This window comes from Mycoplasmopsis mustelae (assembly GCF_004365095.1).
Taxonomy (GTDB): Bacteria; Bacillota_I; Bacilli_A; order Mycoplasmatales; family Metamycoplasmataceae; genus Mycoplasmopsis; species Mycoplasmopsis mustelae.
Genome location: NZ_SOCN01000001.1, coordinates 457586 through 475971, shown reverse-complemented (window position 1 = coordinate 475971; position 18386 = coordinate 457586). Strand labels below are relative to the sequence as shown.

Sequence of the window (18386 nt, the reverse complement as noted above, 5' to 3'; positions counted from 1 at the left end):
ATGGAATCCTATCCCAATAAGCAGTTAATTAAGGAGCAAAAATGAACTGATATAGTTTTATAGTATTACCTTTTTTACTGCTTTTATTTGTTCTATCAGCCGTTTATAGCGGCTGCGAAATTGCTTATTCTACGATTTCAAAAGCTAAAATTTACGAAATGTTAGAACGCAAAGAAAAGTGCGCTAAATTAATTAATAAATATGCAGGTCGCTACGAACGAGTTTTAACCACGATTTTAATTGGAAACAACTTAGTTAATGTTATATCATCAATTTTAACTAGCTGATTTTTAGCACAATTAATTCCTAATAACGAATCATTAACAATCATTATTACAACAGTAATAGTAACTCCATTATTAGTTATTTTTGGTGAAATAACACCCAAATTAATTGCTAAAAAATACCCCAAAAAATACTTACAAATTTTTATTTGATGAATCGAATTTAGCTACTGAATCTTTTGAATTTTAACCTGACCTATTAAACGTTTTTCGAAACAAATGTACATCACTAACTCTGAGCAAGATTTAAAATCAATGATTAATTTAGCGCAAAGTGAAGGTGTTTTACAAACCGGAGAAAGCATTTTAGCTAAAAACGCATTGGATTTAGATTCCACCAAGGTTGCTTCTCACTATGTAAAACTAAAAGATGTAACAACCTTAAATTACAAGGCTAGTTTACAAGAGGCAAAAGATTTATTTAAAGAAACCAACTATTCAAGGATTCCGGTCGAAAAAAACGGTGAGTTAATTGGCATTATCTTATTAAAAGATATCTTTTATTTAACTAGAGCACGCATTATAAACTACGTTAAAACCGTGCCATTTATTTCTACTCATTCTGTTTTATCTAGTGCTTTAGATAAAATGCGTGCCGCAAGAGCACAAATGGCTTTTGTTGTGGAAAATAACAATAGCACCGATATTTTAGGTATTATATCTTTTGAAGATATTATGGAAGAAATTGTTGGTGAAATATATGATGAATATGACGATGATGAAGATATCTTTGAAATTTCATTAGAAAAATCTCGTGTTAAAGGGAATGTTATAATGTGAGATTTATTTAAACAAATGAAAATTAATACTAATTTATTAAAAGAAGACGAAGAAAATTTAACTGTATATCAATATTTCACTAAAAAAATTGACCGACCGAGATTATATAAAAATTCTAAATACACCTTAAAAAACAAGGTTACCTTTAAAGTTTTAGAATTATATAAAGACAATAAGTCAAAACACTCTAAAGACAAAGCTTGCATCGAGGTATCAATTGAATAATTTTGACTATGCTACAATTACAAGCAATCATTTAGAGTTTGTTTTAAAAATAGCAAGCATAACATTAATAATTTAACTAAAATTAAAAAAATGTTAAAATATACTAATAATATATCAATAGATAAGAGATAAACGCTAAAGAATGGACGGGTCCTAGTTGTAAGACTAGGCTATGGTGGTTTTAGCGCTAAGACAAACTATATTTATATAATATCAATTTATTCAATATGAAAGGATTTTAAATAATGGCAAAATTAGACTTTGACCGTAGTAAAGAACACATTAACGTTGGAACAATCGGACACGTTGACCACGGTAAAACAACATTAACCGCTGCGATTGCTACCGTTTTATCTAAAAAAGGACTTGCACAAGCTCGTGACTATGCATCAATCGATGCAGCACCAGAAGAACAAGCTCGCGGGATTACTATTAATACAGCACACATCGAATACGAAACAGAAAAACGTCACTATGCACACGTAGACTGTCCTGGACACGCTGACTACGTTAAAAACATGATTACAGGGGCAGCTCAAATGGATGGTGCTATCTTAGTTGTTGCCGCAACAGATGGACCAATGCCTCAAACACGTGAACACATTCTTCTTTCTAAACAAGTAGGAGTACCTCGTATGGTTGTTTTCTTAAACAAATGCGACATGTTAGAAGGTGAAGAAGAAATGCTTGAACTTGTTGAATTAGAAGTTCGTGGGATGCTTTCTGAATACGGATTTGACGGATACAATACTCCATTTGTAAGAGGATCAGCTAAATTAGCATTAGAAGGTGTTGCAAAATGAGAAGAAAAAATTATGGAGTTAATGAACCACGTTGATGAGTACATTGAAACTCCAGTTAAAGATTTCGAAAAACCTTTCTTAATGGCTGTTGAAGACGTATTTACAATTACAGGACGTGGAACCGTTGCTACTGGACGTGTAGAACGTGGAACTTTAAAATTAAACGAAGAAGTTGAAATCGTTGGACTTAAACCTACTAAGAAAACTGTTGTTACAGGAATTGAAATGTTCCGTAAAAACCTTAAAGAAGCTCTTGCGGGAGATAACGCTGGATTATTACTTCGTGGAGTTAACCGTGATGATGTAGAACGTGGACAAGTTTTGGCTAAACCAGGTTCAATTATTCCTCACACAGAATTTGAGGCAGCAATTTATGTTCTTAAAAAAGAAGAAGGTGGACGTCACACACCATTCTTTAAAAACTATAAACCACAATTCTACTTCCGTACAACCGACGTTACTGGTGGAGTTGAATTCGAAGCTGGGCGCGAAATGGTTATGCCTGGAGAAAATGTTAACTTAAAAGTTAAATTAATCGCTCCTATCGCCGTTGAAGCCGGAACCAAATTCTCTATCCGTGAAGGTGGCCGTACAGTTGGTGCTGGTTCAGTAACTAAAATTATTAAATAATTTTTTAGAAATTAAAAAACTATTCTCCAACTTTTATGGGAATAGTTGCTGAATTACAAACCTAAAAGCTACACTAAATAGCAAAAATTTTATACAAAAAAAGATGATATTTTTAAAAGTCATCTTTTTTTGTATTTCCCGTATTTCCCTCTTTTATGAGTATAAAAGCGTTTATTCCTATATTTAAGGAATAAACAATGAATTACAAACCTAAAAGCGACTTTATTTTTTTTAAAGTTTATAGTATAGTTTTTAGATTTGTAATTTAAATTTCTCTATATTTTAGTAAAATAAAATATTTCTAAATTCTTAAAAAAATGATATTATTTAAATACTTTTGTAAAAGTATCTTTTTATGCTTCCAAAAGCAGCAACAGGAGTAGTATGATTCAAATTTTAAATAAAAATGAAATCAAGAAAATTACGAAAAGTTGCTCAATCTTGGCACAAGTCAAACAAGTTTTATGAGACTTTATAAGACCAGGGGTTTCATTAAAAGAAATAGATCAATTAGCTTTTAATGAAATCAAAAAACACGGAGCCAAACCTGCTTTTTTAGGTTTGTATAATTTTCCCGCAACCACATGTATCTCCGTAAACGAACAATTGATCCATGGAATTCCTTCAAATTACATCGTAAAAGAAGGCGATTTAGTCAGTATTGATATCGGATGTGTTTGAGAAGGATTTTATAGTGATAGTGCCTTTACTAAAGCGATTGGTAAAGTTAGCACAAATGACCAAAAATTAATAGATGTCGCGATCGGTGCCTTTGAATCTGGATTATTAGCAATTAAACCAGGCGCAAGAATCGGAGATATCAGTTATGCTATTGGTGAATATATCAAAAAACATAATCTATATACACCAGATGAATTTTGTGGTCATGGAATAGGAAAACAATTACACCAAGATCCAAACATCTTTAATAGTGGTCACAAAAACACTGGACCACTATTAAAAGATGGTATGGTCATATGTATAGAACCAATGATAATTCAAACTCCTAAAATTAAAATATTATCAGATGGTTGAACTGTCGTTAGCGCTAATTTAACAAACACAGCACATTATGAACATACCGTTTTAATCAAAGACGGAAAAGGTGTAGTCCTTACGAAAGGAATTTAATTTGGCAAAAGATGCAATAAAATTTAAAGCAATCGTTAAAGAAGCTCATACAACTGATTTATATACAGTTGAATTAGAAGATAACGGTGCACTAATTAAAGCTCATATTTCAGGTAAAATGCGTGTAAATCACATTCGTATTCTGCCTGGCGATTCAGTTGACGTAGAAATGAGTCCTTATGATTTATCACAAGGACGTATTGTATATCGTCATAAATAATTAAGGAGAATTTAATGAAAGTTAGAGCAAGTGTAAAACCAATCTGTAAAGATTGCAAAATCCTCAAACGTCGCGGTATAAACCGTGTTATTTGTATCCACCCAAAACATAAACAAAGACAAGGTTAATAAGAAAGGTACATTAAATGGCTAGAATTTTAAACATTGAAATTCCAAACGAAAAACGTGTTGTTGTTTCATTAACATACATTTACGGTATTGGAAGAACATTAGCGAAAAAAATCTGTGCTACTGCTAAAGTTAGTGAAGATGCACGTGTTAAAAACTTAACAGAAGAAGAACTATCAAGAATTCGTGAAGCAGCTAAAGAGTATACAACAGAAGGTGATTTACGTAGAGAAAGAACATTGGACATTAAACGTTTAATGGAAATTAAATGTTACCGTGGAATTAGACATCGTAAAGGTCTTCCGGTGCGTGGTCAATCTACTCAAAAGAACGCTCGTACCCGTAAAGGTCCAAGAAAAACTGTAGCTGGAAAGAAAGGTAAATAAGAATGGCTCGTAAAAGTAAGAAAAAAAACGTTGTTAGTGGAATTGCACATATCCATTCAACCAATCAAAACACCATTGTTACCTTTACTGATGAAAAAGGAGATGTAATTGCTTGATCATCAGCCGGAGCAATCGGATACAAAGGAACAAAAAAGAAAACTCCATACGCTGCTGGATTAGCAGCACAAGCTGCCGCAGAATCTGCTAAAGAACACGGAATGAAAACTGTTAAAGTTGAACTTAAAGGACTAGGGGCAGGAAAAGATGCTGCTAGAAAACAAATTGAAGTTGCCGGGATTACAGTTACTGAAGTTAAAGATGTTACACCAGTTCCTCACAATGGAACTAGACCTCCAAAACGTATTTTAAAACGTGAACGTGCTAAAAAATAAACCATAGTATTTAAGGAGATCTTGTATGGAAAAGATGAAACAATTATCTTATAACAAAAAACCAGTATTCAGAGAAGTCGGTGAAAACGAAACCACTTTTACGTTACAAGGACTAGAACGTGGTTTTGCAAACACTTTAGGAGTAGCATTAAGACGCGTACTGCTATCAAGTATCACATCACTAGCACCATTTTGTGTTAGAATCGATGGTGTAGAACATGAATTTACCACTATTAAAGATGTTATCGAAGATGTTCCAAGTTTGATTATGAATTTACGTAAAGTGAAATTCACATATGATCCCGAATTGGTTTCAGATAACGAAATCATTAAAGTAAAATTAGTTTCAGATAGTGAAGGTATCTTAACTGCTGCTAAAATTCAAATATCACATCCATCAGTTAAAGTAATTGATCCTAATATTCACATTGCTAATATTTCTTCAGCTAACGCATTAAAATTAGAAATGTTTTTACGTGTAGGCAGAGGTTTTGTTTCTTTTGAGGAAAACAAGGTATTTATTTCAAAACCCGAAATAAAAGTCGCTTTAGATACCGATATTAAAAAAGCAGAGTATATCGCAGTGGATTCAGATTTCTCACCAATTGAAAAAGTATGATACTCTCAAAGAGAACTAAACTCATCATCACCTAAAATTGAAGAAGAGCTCGAATTTAATATTATAACTAACGGAACCGTAACAGCTAAACAAGCAATTAAATCAGCAGCCGAAATTTTAATCGGACATTTTGCGGTAATCGGTGATGTAGAAAACATTAAAAACGTTGATATTTTTGAGAAAGAAGAAGAAATTGAAGAACAAACCCCAGAAAACGAAATTGAAATCTCTCAAATGGGGTTCAGCGTCCGTTCTTATAATGCGTTAAAAAAAGTTGGAATCAGAAAACTTAACGAACTGGCTGAAATGAAATACGAAGACTTGGAAAATATTAAAAACCTCGGAAAAAAATCTATTGAAGAAATTGTCAAAAAATGTAATGAATACGGTGTTTATTTAAAAGAAGGAGATGAATAGTATGGCAAATCCAAAACAAATTTACTCGCGTGATACTAAATGAAGAACAGGTGTAATGCGTTCATTAGTAACCGAATTATTAGCACACGGTTATTTAACTACAACTTTAACAAGAGCAAAAGAAGTCAGAAGACACGCAGAAAGAATGATTCAAAAAGCTAAAAATCCAACCTTAGCTAACAGGCGTGCGGTAGCAAGTTATCTACGTGATGTCAAAGTAGACGAAAACAAAAGCGTTTTAAAACACTTATTTGATAGTATAGCACCAAAATATACACAAAGAAATGGTGGATACACTAGAATTATTAAACTACCAAAACGTTTAGGTGACAACACACGTATGGCAATTATTGAACTTATTTAATTCTCCTTATAATTGAGCTTTATAAATTTTATTCTCACAACTCCTACCTGGAGTTGTTTTTTTACTGTTCAATCTTAGCACAAAAACAATAAAAATCACAAGGAGTTATAAAAAATATACTAAACAGTATATTTTTTAATTTATTTTACTCCTTAATTAACTAGCTCTCTTCATCTGTACGTGGTTTTACCTAACCTTTTTAGTTCGCGTGTATTCGCAACGAACACTGCAATACCGGCTAATAAACCAAGAAACGCAATCACTAAGGCAATTATAATAATAATTCTATAGCCCTCTAAGCTTGTGTGTTGTTCAAATTTTGGTGTATAAGCTTTCCCAATTGCTGATGACATTGGATAAAATCATGCATCAAGCGAAAATCCAATAAACGACATAACTCCAACTGATGAAGCATAAGAATTCTTTTCAATGTGAATTTCATTAAGTTGTGTATATCTCAATGTAGCCATTGCCCATGAAAGCGAACCAATAAACATAAAGAGAACAATGCTTGTTACAATTACAACAATTGGATTATTAATAAATCCTATCAATAAAATTGCAATAATTGAAACAATCGCTAATCCGGTTGATGTAACTAAAAAGAGAATATATGATCTAGTTTTATCCGCTCAACCACCAATAACTCATGAAATAAAAATTCTAAACCCATAAGAAAGAATCCCGGTTAAAATAAATGAAATTCATGTCGGTGCTTTATATTCATTTACTAACGTTTGTAGCACATAGAACGGAAAAGCTGTTTGAAAAGTATACATTCCCATTAAAAATAGTGCCAAGGCTCAAAGTTTTCAACTCTTAACTTGTTTAAAACCCTCTTTAAAAGCTAACTTAAATTTATCTCAGGATCATAAAGATTTTTCTTTTGGCGTAACTTCAGTGGTTTCATCTTCTATTGCTTTTTCAAGTGGTCGTTCTGGGACTAATGTAAATACTAAAACCGACACAACTAATAAAAATGCGGCAACTATAAAGACATAAACTGCAAACGGAACACCACTAGATGGGATTTCATTTTTCTTTAGTTTTCCTATTCAAAAAGTAACTATAAGAAAACCAAGTGCTCAAATTAAAACAAAACCAATAATTCCATTGAACGAACTTTCTAATCCATATGCAAAACCTTGATTTTCTTTTTTTGCTTGTTGAGATACCAATTTTCATAATGGAGTCCAAAAAATTAAAGTAGATGTAACTCCTCATAAACCTCAAATTATTGCATATTGCGCAAATAATACTTGCTTTTGTGCTTCGGTAGTTTGATAACTACGTTGATTTAACACCAAAATACCAAATCAAATTGCAATCATAGCAGTGGATACAATTGCTCCAAAGAGTAATCATCTGGAACTAAATTTATTTGCTAAAAATCCACCCGGAAGCTGTGTAACTAAGGTAACAATTCCGATGATAGCAATTAGTATAGCAACTTGATCTTCTCTAATTCCTAAATAAAGGTTAAAGTTAGGAATAATGTTTTTAAGATAGTAAGGAATTGCAATCACAAAAACATCGGCTGCCGCCAAAACAATCAAAGCAATAATTTGTTTTTTGCTAAATTCTTTCAGCCTCGATAACATTCTTATCCTTTCATTTTAAAGGTTATACATAATTAAATATTTTATTTTTCTAAATAAAATTCAGTAAGTAATGTAAAGTATTTAATAAAATTTTCGTAAAATGGTACGTGCCCTGCATTTTGAATAACTTCAACTCTTATTTTTTTAGCAAGTGTTTTAAAATATGCTTTTGTTTTTTCACAGTTAATAATCATATCGCTTTCACCTAAAACTAATAAGATTGGAACATCAATGCTTTTAATTCCTGCTTCAATTGCATTATGCAAGTTTTCATCAGCTAAACTATATCCAAGTTTCATAATATATGGGTTGTTTACAATTCCAGACTCAAAGTTTTTTCTTTCCCTTGCCTCAACCATCGGATCTTGTAACGCTTGCCCGTATATTGGCGAAAGAGTAGCTAATAAGTTTTTATACGCTTCAAATGTGGTTGGTGAAAATAATTTGAAGAATTCTTCTTTACGTTCTAATAAGGTTTTGTTCATTGGAGAAACATAAATCATTTTAACAAATAATTTAGGTTCTTTTTTATATGTTAATGAAATAGTTCCGCCACCCATTGAGTGTCCAATTAATACTACATCTTTTAAATTATTGTCTTTAATAAACTTAATAATCAAATCAGCAAAAGATTCAACGCTTACATCATCACCATTTTTTGGTTCTAACATATTATTTCCAGGAAATGCTAATGCATAATAATCACTTAAAGTTCATTGATCCATAAATACGTTATGGATTTCTGGCATTGAATTAAATCCGTGCACAAAGATGATAGGATTTTTTGGTTTGTTATTATCCTTAAAAAAGATTGGATAATCATACTTTAAAGTTTTCATAATCTCCTTTTTTATAACCACATAAACTCAAATATATAATTTGGTGGAAATATTTCTATATTAAATTTAATAATTATATACTTTTTTACAATATTAATTTTAAATTATCTTCTTCACTATATACCATTAGTATTTAGATAAATTTTCAAATCATTAGGATCTCATATTAATCTCACCTTTAAATTAGATAAAATAAACACGAGATAATATAAAAAATCAATTGAAAGAAATTAAATATCAAAAACCACTGCCATACTTTATAAAAATGCTAAAGCAGAAACACTAACGTAATTACTTTAAAAATTTTAAAATAGCATACACTAAGGTAAAAAATTGATTTTACTCTTAATATATGCTAACTATATAACATAAAAATAAAACAAAAAATGGTAATTTTTGCTTTTTTTCTTTATACCTAATTTATTATCAAAAATAACAAGATAATATAATATTATCAAATCTTAACTCTTTTACTTTTATCTATAAACATTTGATCACCTTTTTTGATGTTAAAAGTTTCGATGAATAAATCACAATTTGATAAAACTTTATTTGCACGAACCTTTGTTGGTGAGTGCACATCAGATTCTAATAATCTTTTTGCCAATCCATCTTTATATATAGATCTCCAAATCCTTGCTCAACTAATAAAAAATTCCTTCGCATTAAAGTCTGCTTCTCTTTTTGCCGCCTCTAAGGCACATGCAAAACCACCTAAATCAGCGATATTTTCTGAAACCGTTAATTTTCCATTAACTTTACCAAACGGTGTTGGTGTTTGATCATACAATGCAATTGCTGCTTGCGTGCGTTTTTTAAATTCATGTAAGTCATGTTCGGTTCATCAATTATTTAAGCGTCCCTTTTCATCAAATTGTGAACCATTATTATCAAAACCATGAGAAATTTCGTGCGCTATTACCGCCCCAATTCCACCATAATTTGCTGATTTTGATTGATTAATATCATAAAAAGGTGCTGCCAAAATTGCCGCAGGAAAAACTATTTGATTATGGATAGGAGTATAGTAGGCATTAATGGTTACAGGTGTCATTGACCACATTTTTCTGCTTTCTGCTTTATGATAAAGTGAAAAATTATATTCAGTAATTAGTTTTACAAATTTTTTAACATTTGCAAAAATATTTGAACCATCTTGATATGATTTAACCTTAAACTTTGCATAATATGGTCTAATTTCTTCTGGATAACCAACCATTGGTTCAAAAGCTTCTAACTTAATTATTGCTTTTTTAATTGTTTCTTTTGAAAGTCAAGTGTTTGCTAATAAACTTTCTTTATAAATTTGTATCATGCTTGCAATCATATTTTCTACGTCTTTTTTCGCTTTACTTCCAAAATATTTGTCTGCATAATACATACCTAAAGGCATTCCAAAAAATTTGGTAGTTAAATCGTATGCATAATCTTCCAAATTTCGAACTTTTTCAACCGCATTTAATGCATTTTTAAATTCTGTTGCTTTAATTCTAATTTCTTCCGACAAATACCCTGTAGTTGCTAAAAGATTTTTAATAAACAAAAAATCTTTATATTTGTTAAAATTTTCAGTACAAAAAATTTCATCAAATTCTTCAAATAATTTTAAGTTAGGAATTGATGCTTCTGTAACTTTTTGACCAACAATTAAATCTAATAAATTTGCCAAATTAACTTGTTTTGAATAAGTTTTTAGTTCATCTCGTTGTTTTAGTTTATATAAAGATACATAATCAGCTTGCTCAACCGCAGATAAAATATGATCTTTAAAATAATTATCAAAATCTATCGCATTTTGTATCATTTTGTTTGCCATATCTGCTTGAATACCAAAACTTACCAATAAATCTAAAACCATATTTCTTCAAACGTTTAATAATTTATTTTTATCAGCTTGATTATAAGTTTCTTTTGCAGGTAGAATAGTAGGAAGCGAATCTAATCAAACAATTCTTTTCTCGTTATCCACAAAATCTTCTCATAGTTGGATTTGAATCGGAAGCGCTGTATATTCTAGTCAAAAATCTCTATCTTGTTTAAATAAATCATCAAACGAGTTAATTTGATTTAATTTACTCAAAAATTCTTTAACGGGTTGCCATTCCAACATTGCGCGCTGTTTTTCATTAATTACTAGTTGATAAAATTTAATCAACTCTAAAACCATCGGATAATCTTTAGGTTGTTCTTTTTCTTTATCTACTCACTTTTTAATTAAAGATTTTAACAATTTCTCTAAATTAATATCTAATTCGACAAATGAACCTATTGATGCGCGATCTTCAGGTATTTTTGCAGTTTTAAGTCATTCTGCATTTACATATTCATAAAAGTCATTTTTTAATAGTTTATCCATAATTACTCCTATTTTTTGGGATCTATATTAGTTTTTAAAATTGATAAAAACGCTTCTTGTGGTACTTCAATACTTCCTAGTTTTTTCATGCGCTTTTTACCTTCTTTTTGTTTTTTAAGTAGTTTTTGACGTCTAGTAACATCTCCACCATAAAGTTTCGCAGTAACATCCTTACGATATGCTTTAATTGTTTCGCGTGCAATTATTTTTCCACCAATAGTGGCTTGTACTGGTACTTCAAAATTTTGTCTCGGGATAGCATCTTTTAATTTTACACATAATTCTCGTGCTTGTTCGTAAGCGCGATCGCGGTGCGCAATAATTGAAAAGGCATCCACTTTATCACCATTCAATAAAATATCTACCTTTACTAAATCACTCTCACGATAACCCAATCATTCATATTCAAAAGAAGCATAACCTTTTGTAGACGATTTTAAACGATCGAAGAAATCAAAAATAGTTTCAGCTAACGGTAACTCATAAATCACATTTGAACGCTTAGCATCTATCATTTCTAATGATTTATAGATTCCTCGTTTACTTTGACATAACTCCATTACATTACCAATATATTCATTTGGTATAAAAATTTGCGCTTGCACATAAGGTTCTTCAATTTTTTCAATAAAAGTTCGGTCAGGCAGTAGCGTCGGATTAGCAATCATTTCAACTTCACCTTTAGTGGTAGTCACCCGATATTCCACGCTTGGACTTGTTGCAATAATTCCTACTTTATATTCACGATCCAACCTTTCTTGTAAAATCTCCATATGTAGCATACCTAAAAAACCAACTCGAAATCCAAAACCAAGCGCTTTTGACGTTTCTTGCTCTCAACTAATTGACGAATCACTCAAAGAAATTTTTTCTAGGCTTTCTTTAAGTGATGAATAATCTCTGGTATCTACTGGATAAAATCCTGTAAATACTACAGGTTTCATTTTTTTATACCCCGGCAAGGCTTCTAATGTTGGATTGTCTCGCAAAGTAATGGTATCACCTACATTAACTTCCTTAGCATCACGTATGGCCGCCGAAACTCATCCTACTTCACCAGCTTCTAAGAATTCTTTTTTGTTTTCATAAGGATTGCGGACCCCAAGTTCTATAACGTGATAGTTATTATTTTCGTCATTACGTGACATAAATTTAAACTTATCACCTACTTTTAAATGTCCTTCAAAAACACGAACTAACATCACGACCCCGCGATATGCATCAAAATAACTATCAAAAATTAATGCTTTAAGTGGTTTACTATCATCAGCATTCCTTGGTGATGGTATAAATTCTACAATTGCATCTAGTAATTTATCTACACCTAAACCAGTTTTTGCAGACACCAAAATCGCATGATCGGTCGGTATTCCAATTACATCTTCAATTTCTTTTTTTACACCATCAACATCAGCAGATGGAAGATCAATTTTGTTGATTACAGGGATGATTTCTAAATTATTTTCTAATGCTAAATAGACATTTGCTAAAGTCTGCGCCTCAATTCCTTGCGTCGCATCCACCAACAAAAGTGCACCTTCGGAAGCGGCTAATGATCGTGATACTTCATAAGTAAAATCAACGTGTCCTGGAGTGTCAATTAAATGAAAAATATAATCACGATATTTTATTTGTACAGCGTTTAATTTAATTGTAATTCCTCGCTCTTTTTCTAATTCCATTGAATCTAGAAATTGTTCTTTTAAATCGCGTTGAGCTACCGTATTTGTAATTTCCAAAATACGGTCAGCTAAAGTGCTTTTTCCGTGGTCTATATGTGCGATAATTGAAAAATTCTTTATCTTTGATTTATCCATAATATTTTTAAATTATATTATTTTTTATTCTATTTTTATAAAATTACTATATATTCAAAATGATAGTTATAAAGTTGCAAAATTTATCACAAAGATAAATAAACTTATGAATCTCAAAATTAATAAGTTTATTTTTAACTATTAAAAAAAGAATAATCATATATCAACTTTCTCGCTTATTTAAGGTTTTCTTTAATAGAGGGAATAAGTTAATAATAATTGTTTTAAAATACTTTATTAATATTTACATCTTATGCTTTACTACTTTGCTAACATTTTTAAAATACTAATTAAAATTTTTTGCATAAAAAATTTATTGAAATTTAAAATTTTGTGCTATCATATTAACGATACTTGTTTTAGACAAGAATGAGACATATTAAATATGTCGCTGCTTGAGATAACCCTCCTTTCATCAAATAATTTAAAGGCCACTTTTGGTCTTTTTTTACCTTTTAAAATATGTTAAAATATTAAAATAATAAATAATTAAAAAAAGGAAATAAAATGAAAATTAAAAATAAATTGAGAGCGTTGCTCGTTTTTACTACATCCACAAGCCCTGTTATACTAACAGTTGCTTGTTCACAAACCCAAAACCATCAAACTATTAATACAAATACAAAACCACAAAACCAGCAAATCCAAGATCAAGAACTTAGACAGGAGTTACAAACTAAAATTAATTCATTAGATAATAAAGCAAACTTTATTTCTGAACTAAATGAAGCTAAAGATGAATCTGAATTAAGAATTCTAAAAACTAAGATAGAAAACGCATTAGTTAAAGAAATTCAACAACAAAAACAATTTTTAAGCGATATTATCAATACTAAAATACAAACAAATTCTATTAGTCAAAAAAACTTCTTAGCAAGCTATTTAAGTTTGAGAAGTAAAACAGATATTAAAAATCTTAAAGAAATGATTGATACATATTTCAAAAATTTAAAACAGGAAACCAAAACCTATATAGATAAAGTTAAAGATAATGCAGAATTACTAGAAAAATTTAAGTTATTAGATGATGATTTCACTACAATTTCTACACTAAAACAGGAAGCGATAAATAAATTTAATTTTGAAAAACAAACAGAATTTAAAAGTCAAAAAGCAGAAGTTGCTAAGAAAGTTAACCAACTAGAAGAAAATAAAGATATACAATTGCAGAAATTAAATGAGATTCAAACTTACGATGCATTAGTTTCTTTTGAAAACGAAATTGATAAACTTTTACAGCAACAGCAACAGAGAAAACAACAACAAATTGAAGCTAAAAAACAAGAAATTACTTTAAATATTTCTTTATTAAATTCAGATCAAAAAGATGCATTTAACCAAAAGTTATTAAATTCTGATACTTTAGAAACATTAAATTCTTTATTAGAGGCAATTAAATCTGAATTTTCAAAACTAACAGAAACAAACCAAAAAACAAATTTAAAAAGTGTTATTAATGTAACTTTATCAAAAATTAGTTCTAAAACCATAAAAGATAAAATTAGTGCAAAAATAAATAATCAAAATTCAGTATCTCAATTGCAAAGCTTCTTACAAGAAGCATTGCAAGAACTAAATAATGAAATCTCAAAAGCACTAACTAGCGCAAATGCTTCTTTAAAAATCCTTAACGTACAAGAACCTAACAATAATTATGATTTTACAAATCAATTATCCGTTGCTTCGTCTGCGGCAGAAATTAAATCTATTCAAGATAAAATAATTAAACAAATCCGAACCAAAAAACCACTTATGTTTGTTGAAGAAAAGGATTGAAAACGCACTAGTCCATACCTAACAACGTTGGTTGAAGCAAATGCTCCGCGAGAACTTGCAAATGATGCAAAAAGAGTATCTGTAACATGGGGCAGAAAAACAGGTTTTATATATTCAACTCCAACAAATTTAGTTCGTACCTTTACTCTAACTGAAGTCGATAAACAACTGCAAAATAAATTTATAGAACTTAAAAAACAAGTTTTAGATGAGTTTTACACACTAAGTAATGTAAATGGATTAAAAGTATATACATTCACAGAACACATTCAAAATTCTAGAATTTTACAAATCGGTATCTCACAATTATTATTTTCAATTGATCGGGTTTTACGTGACGGATACTTTTATCAAGAAATTTATGACAAATATTTAGGTAATGTTGATGATGGAATTGGTATAACTACAAAACCACCAGTCATTCAATCATTCAACAACTTAAAGAACAAATCACAAGCACTCAAAAACAGTGCAAATATCTAAAAGTAGCGCATTATGCGTTATTTTTAGATATTTTTGCTTTTTTACCTATAATATAGTTAAAAAAATATAAAAAATTTTCTTTTTCCGACTAAAAATCCTTAAAAATTAGGTTCATTTAAGCAATATTTTTAATTTAATTATGATATAATAAATTTTATGTTTAGTAAAAAAACATTATCATACAAAGACATCGCAAAACAGGCAAAAGTTTCAATTTCCACGATTTCTCGCTATTACAATAACGGTTATGTTTCTCAAAAAGCAAAAGACCGAATTCTAGCAGTTGTGAGAGCTAACGAATACCTACCAAACCACGGTGCGCGCTTAATCCGAGGCCGTGATAACTCAGTATTCATTATTATGCCAATTTGAGCACAAAGTTTATTTGCTTCAATTGCAAGCGGAATTACAATTTCATGCTCTAAAGCTGGTCGTAGAGTTAATACTACTTATTCCGGAAGTTCTACATCAGATTATATTGAAACTATTAGATATGCTTTATCATGAAGACCTACCGCAATTGTTATTTTTATTCCACAATATGATAAGGATTTATTTGATCACATCCGTAAAATCGAGGATACAGCTGTGATAATGTATGGACACCAAGTCAATGGTTTAAATTGAATTAAACCTGATATTCAAAAAGGATTTTATGATCTAACTACCAAAGTTTTAAATAATGCAAATCCTAAAGACCGTAAGGCGGTTTTTGTTAGTGACGACAGACTTTCTGATTCACAAATTGCCGAACGTATGCAAGGATATGAACAAGCCTGCCATGATAATGGTTGAAAAATATATGATTTTCATTTATCAACCAAAAAAGAATATGATGAAATATTAAAATTACATAACTACCTAAAACGCAATAATATAAAAAACATTATTTGTTCTACTCATGAAGTCTATGTAACATTAGTGGTAAACTTAGGCTCACGTGAATATAATTTATCAGATATTGGTTATCAATCAGTATATGATAATTTAAAAAATTACTCTGCCAAACTTTTTATAGATTATCCAAATATTGGTTTTAAAATAGAAGATATGATTTCGGTTTTTCGTGAAACTGGTGAATTTATAAATAAAATTATTCCATTAGAAATAGTTGACGCTAAAAAATAAGGAGAATATGAAAATTACTAAAAAACAAGACAATAATTTATTAACACTTTTTACAGCAACCGTTTGATCAACGCGAAAATTTGATAAAGAGTTTCAAAATACCAAAGCTGTTAAATTACCGCGCGTAATCTATGTTTTAATAGTTATTTTTTGTTCATTAATTTCTGTTTTTTCTTTAGTTTCCCCTGGCGACAGTATTAGACAATCTTGAGAAACCACTGTTAGTATATTACAATTATTTACATTCTTATTTTTCCTATTTGATTATATATCACATTTACTAACTTATCGTAAATATACTGAAAAAGACACAAAAACCCCCGTTTGAAAAAGCACTTTAAAATATATTTTTTCATGAAATGGAATTGTCATTTTAATTTGTATTTTATCATCACTACACACTATTGAAATTTTAAGAAGTGAGATTGCTACTAATTCAGAGTTTCAAAGAACCATTAATATTTTTAAAGTTTTAAATATTTTTAGATTCATTAGACTTTTTATTGTTTTAACATTTTTTGCACCATTTAAAATTATTATTGATGTTTTTTCCAAACAAAAAAAAGTGTTATCTTACGTTTTATTATTAGTTCTCTTAGTCATTATTATTTTTGCTATTTTAATTTGAAATAATGAAACAATTTATTTAGAAAACGAACAAAAAACATTTATTAATAAGGTTTTCTTCCTTGATCCAAATAATCCAAAAAAAGGATTTGTTGAAGGTTATCAACCAGAAAATTGAAAAATATTTGCAACATATTCTACTTTAGAAAATCAAGTAGATAAAGATGCATTTATCGCCAATAACAATATAAATAAGGATCTCATTAATATTTTTAATAACGGTCAAAATAAATTTATTTTAAGCGAGTACAACGCTTTATCATCAGGTTATGTTCAAAATTTTGTAGATGCTTTATACTTTTCAACCATAACATTAACTACCATAGGTTATGGAGACTTCCTACCACATGCGCCGTTAACTAAAATTATTGTATCTATAAATGCAATTATTGCATTAGCAATTATTGCTATTCCATCAGGGGTTATTGCAGGAGCATTTTTGAATCAAATGCAAGCACACATAGATAAAAAAAGTAAAAAGAAGCAAGAAAAAGAATCTAAGAACAAAGAGGTAAAAAATGATTAAATTAGGGTCTCATATTTCATTTAAAGCACCACATTATCTCCCTGGAGCAGTTCAAGAATCATTAAATAACGGAGCAAATGTTATGATGATTTATTTAGGTGCACCACAAACAACCAAACGTGTAGATGTAAAAAAATATAAATTAGATGAATATCTACAAAATTATCAAGATAAAATTGCCCAAAGAGACATTATCGTTCATGCACCATATATTATCAATCCTGCTAGTCCAAGTAAACATTCTTTTTCAAATGACTTCTTAATCCAAGAAATCAAAAGAATGAATTATTTAGGCCTTAAATACATGGTCTTACATCCTGGAGCACATACTGAATTCGAACCACAAGAAGCGTTAGATCAATTAATTGATTCACTAAAATACATTCTAAAAAACACCGAAGATGTTGTAATATGCATTGAAACAATGTCGGGAAAAGGAACCGAAATAGGTGTTAATTTTGAACAAATTCGCTATATTTTAGATTGGGTTAATTCTGACCGTATACAAGTTTGTTTAGACACCTGCCACCTTTGAGATTCTGGTTATGATTTACAAAACTATGAAGAATTTAAAGCAGAATTAAAACGTTGAAACATATTAGAACGCACCAAAGTTATCCATTTAAATGATTCAAAAAATGAAATTTTCTCTCATAAAGATCGCCACGCAAACATCGGAGAGGGAAATATAGGTACTCATACTTTAAAAAGGTTCGTGCATGATCCTGATTTTGATAATATTCCCATTATTTTAGAAACCCCTTGAAAACCAGAAGGACCAATTTATAAACAAGAAATTGCATTATTATTACAAAAATAATTTGATAAAATACATATATCAATTTGACTTTTAA

The 18386-nt window shown here is 29.9% G+C and carries 17 protein-coding genes; 13 read left to right on the top strand and 4 right to left on the bottom strand.

The features are described from left to right. Positions 1-41 precede the first annotated feature (41 nt). The 9 genes from BCF59_RS02030 (at position 42) to rplQ (ending at position 6379) form a co-directional block, all read left to right on the top strand. Positions 42-1289 carry a CNNM domain-containing protein gene (locus BCF59_RS02030; RefSeq protein WP_134110735.1) on the top strand — a complete coding sequence of 416 codons (1248 nt, stop codon included), beginning with the start codon at positions 42-44 and terminating at the stop codon, positions 1287-1289. A gap of 245 nt (positions 1290-1534) precedes the next feature. Beyond that, positions 1535-2722, top strand: coding sequence for an elongation factor Tu (tuf, locus tag BCF59_RS02025; protein ID WP_134110733.1), 1188 nt, complete (start codon positions 1535-1537; stop codon positions 2720-2722). Between the two features lie 384 nt (positions 2723-3106). Next, on the top strand, positions 3107-3853 hold the full coding sequence (map, locus tag BCF59_RS02020) for a type I methionyl aminopeptidase (protein WP_134110731.1): 747 nt from the start codon (positions 3107-3109) through the stop codon (positions 3851-3853). Position 3854: 1 nt separating this feature from the next. Further along, entirely contained in the window at positions 3855-4073 is a 219-nt protein-coding gene (infA, locus tag BCF59_RS02015) for a translation initiation factor IF-1 (protein ID WP_134110730.1), read from the top strand. 14 nt (positions 4074-4087) lie between these two features. After that, positions 4088-4201, top strand: a complete 114-nt coding sequence (gene rpmJ / locus BCF59_RS02010; protein WP_134110728.1) for a 50S ribosomal protein L36 — start codon at positions 4088-4090, stop codon at positions 4199-4201. A 17-nt stretch (positions 4202-4218) separates the two neighbouring features. After that, positions 4219-4587 (top strand): 30S ribosomal protein S13, encoded by a 369-nt coding sequence (gene rpsM, locus BCF59_RS02005; RefSeq protein WP_134110726.1) that lies wholly within the window; start codon positions 4219-4221, stop codon positions 4585-4587. A 2-nt stretch (positions 4588-4589) separates the two neighbouring features. Further along, the gene (gene rpsK, locus BCF59_RS02000; protein WP_134110724.1) at positions 4590-4979 is read left to right on the top strand and encodes a 30S ribosomal protein S11; all 390 of its coding nucleotides are present in this window, start codon (positions 4590-4592) and stop codon (positions 4977-4979) included. Positions 4980-5004: 25 nt separating this feature from the next. After that, entirely contained in the window at positions 5005-6015 is a 1011-nt protein-coding gene (locus BCF59_RS01995) for a DNA-directed RNA polymerase subunit alpha (RefSeq protein WP_134110722.1), read from the top strand. Between the two features lies 1 nt (position 6016). Continuing rightward, entirely contained in the window at positions 6017-6379 is a 363-nt protein-coding gene (rplQ, locus tag BCF59_RS01990; protein ID WP_134110721.1) for a 50S ribosomal protein L17, read from the top strand. Between the two features lie 152 nt (positions 6380-6531). Here the strand turns inward: rplQ and BCF59_RS01985 are convergent, their stop codons facing one another. The 4 genes from BCF59_RS01985 to lepA form a co-directional block, all read right to left on the bottom strand. Further along, entirely contained in the window at positions 6532-7980 is a 1449-nt protein-coding gene (locus BCF59_RS01985) for an MFS transporter (RefSeq protein WP_134110719.1), read from the bottom strand. A gap of 41 nt (positions 7981-8021) precedes the next feature. Next, on the bottom strand, positions 8022-8819 hold the full coding sequence (locus tag BCF59_RS01980) for an alpha/beta fold hydrolase (RefSeq protein WP_134110717.1): 798 nt from the start codon (positions 8817-8819) through the stop codon (positions 8022-8024). A 451-nt stretch (positions 8820-9270) separates the two neighbouring features. Beyond that, positions 9271-11175: a M13 family metallopeptidase gene (locus BCF59_RS01975; RefSeq protein ID WP_134110715.1), complete on the bottom strand. Its 1905-nt coding sequence runs from the start codon at positions 11173-11175 to the stop codon at positions 9271-9273. A gap of 8 nt (positions 11176-11183) precedes the next feature. Further along, the gene (gene lepA / locus BCF59_RS01970) at positions 11184-12992 is read right to left on the bottom strand and encodes a translation elongation factor 4 (RefSeq protein ID WP_134110713.1); all 1809 of its coding nucleotides are present in this window, start codon (positions 12990-12992) and stop codon (positions 11184-11186) included. A 507-nt stretch (positions 12993-13499) separates the two neighbouring features. Here lepA and BCF59_RS01965 point away from each other — a divergent pair. The 4 genes from BCF59_RS01965 to BCF59_RS01950 all read left to right on the top strand — a co-directional run bounded on the left by BCF59_RS01965 (position 13500) and on the right by BCF59_RS01950 (position 18352). Next, positions 13500-15251: a hypothetical protein gene (locus tag BCF59_RS01965; RefSeq protein WP_134110712.1), complete on the top strand. Its 1752-nt coding sequence runs from the start codon at positions 13500-13502 to the stop codon at positions 15249-15251. A 156-nt stretch (positions 15252-15407) separates the two neighbouring features. Beyond that, positions 15408-16379, top strand: a complete 972-nt coding sequence (locus BCF59_RS01960; RefSeq protein ID WP_234851414.1) for a LacI family DNA-binding transcriptional regulator — start codon at positions 15408-15410, stop codon at positions 16377-16379. A 7-nt stretch (positions 16380-16386) separates the two neighbouring features. Further along, positions 16387-17532 carry a potassium channel family protein gene (locus BCF59_RS01955; RefSeq protein ID WP_134110708.1) on the top strand — a complete coding sequence of 382 codons (1146 nt, stop codon included), beginning with the start codon at positions 16387-16389 and terminating at the stop codon, positions 17530-17532. Then, on the top strand, positions 17525-18352 hold the full coding sequence (locus BCF59_RS01950; RefSeq protein ID WP_134110706.1) for a deoxyribonuclease IV: 828 nt from the start codon (positions 17525-17527) through the stop codon (positions 18350-18352). The genes BCF59_RS01955 and BCF59_RS01950 overlap by 8 nt, the downstream gene beginning before the upstream one ends. Positions 18353-18386 lie beyond the last annotated feature (34 nt).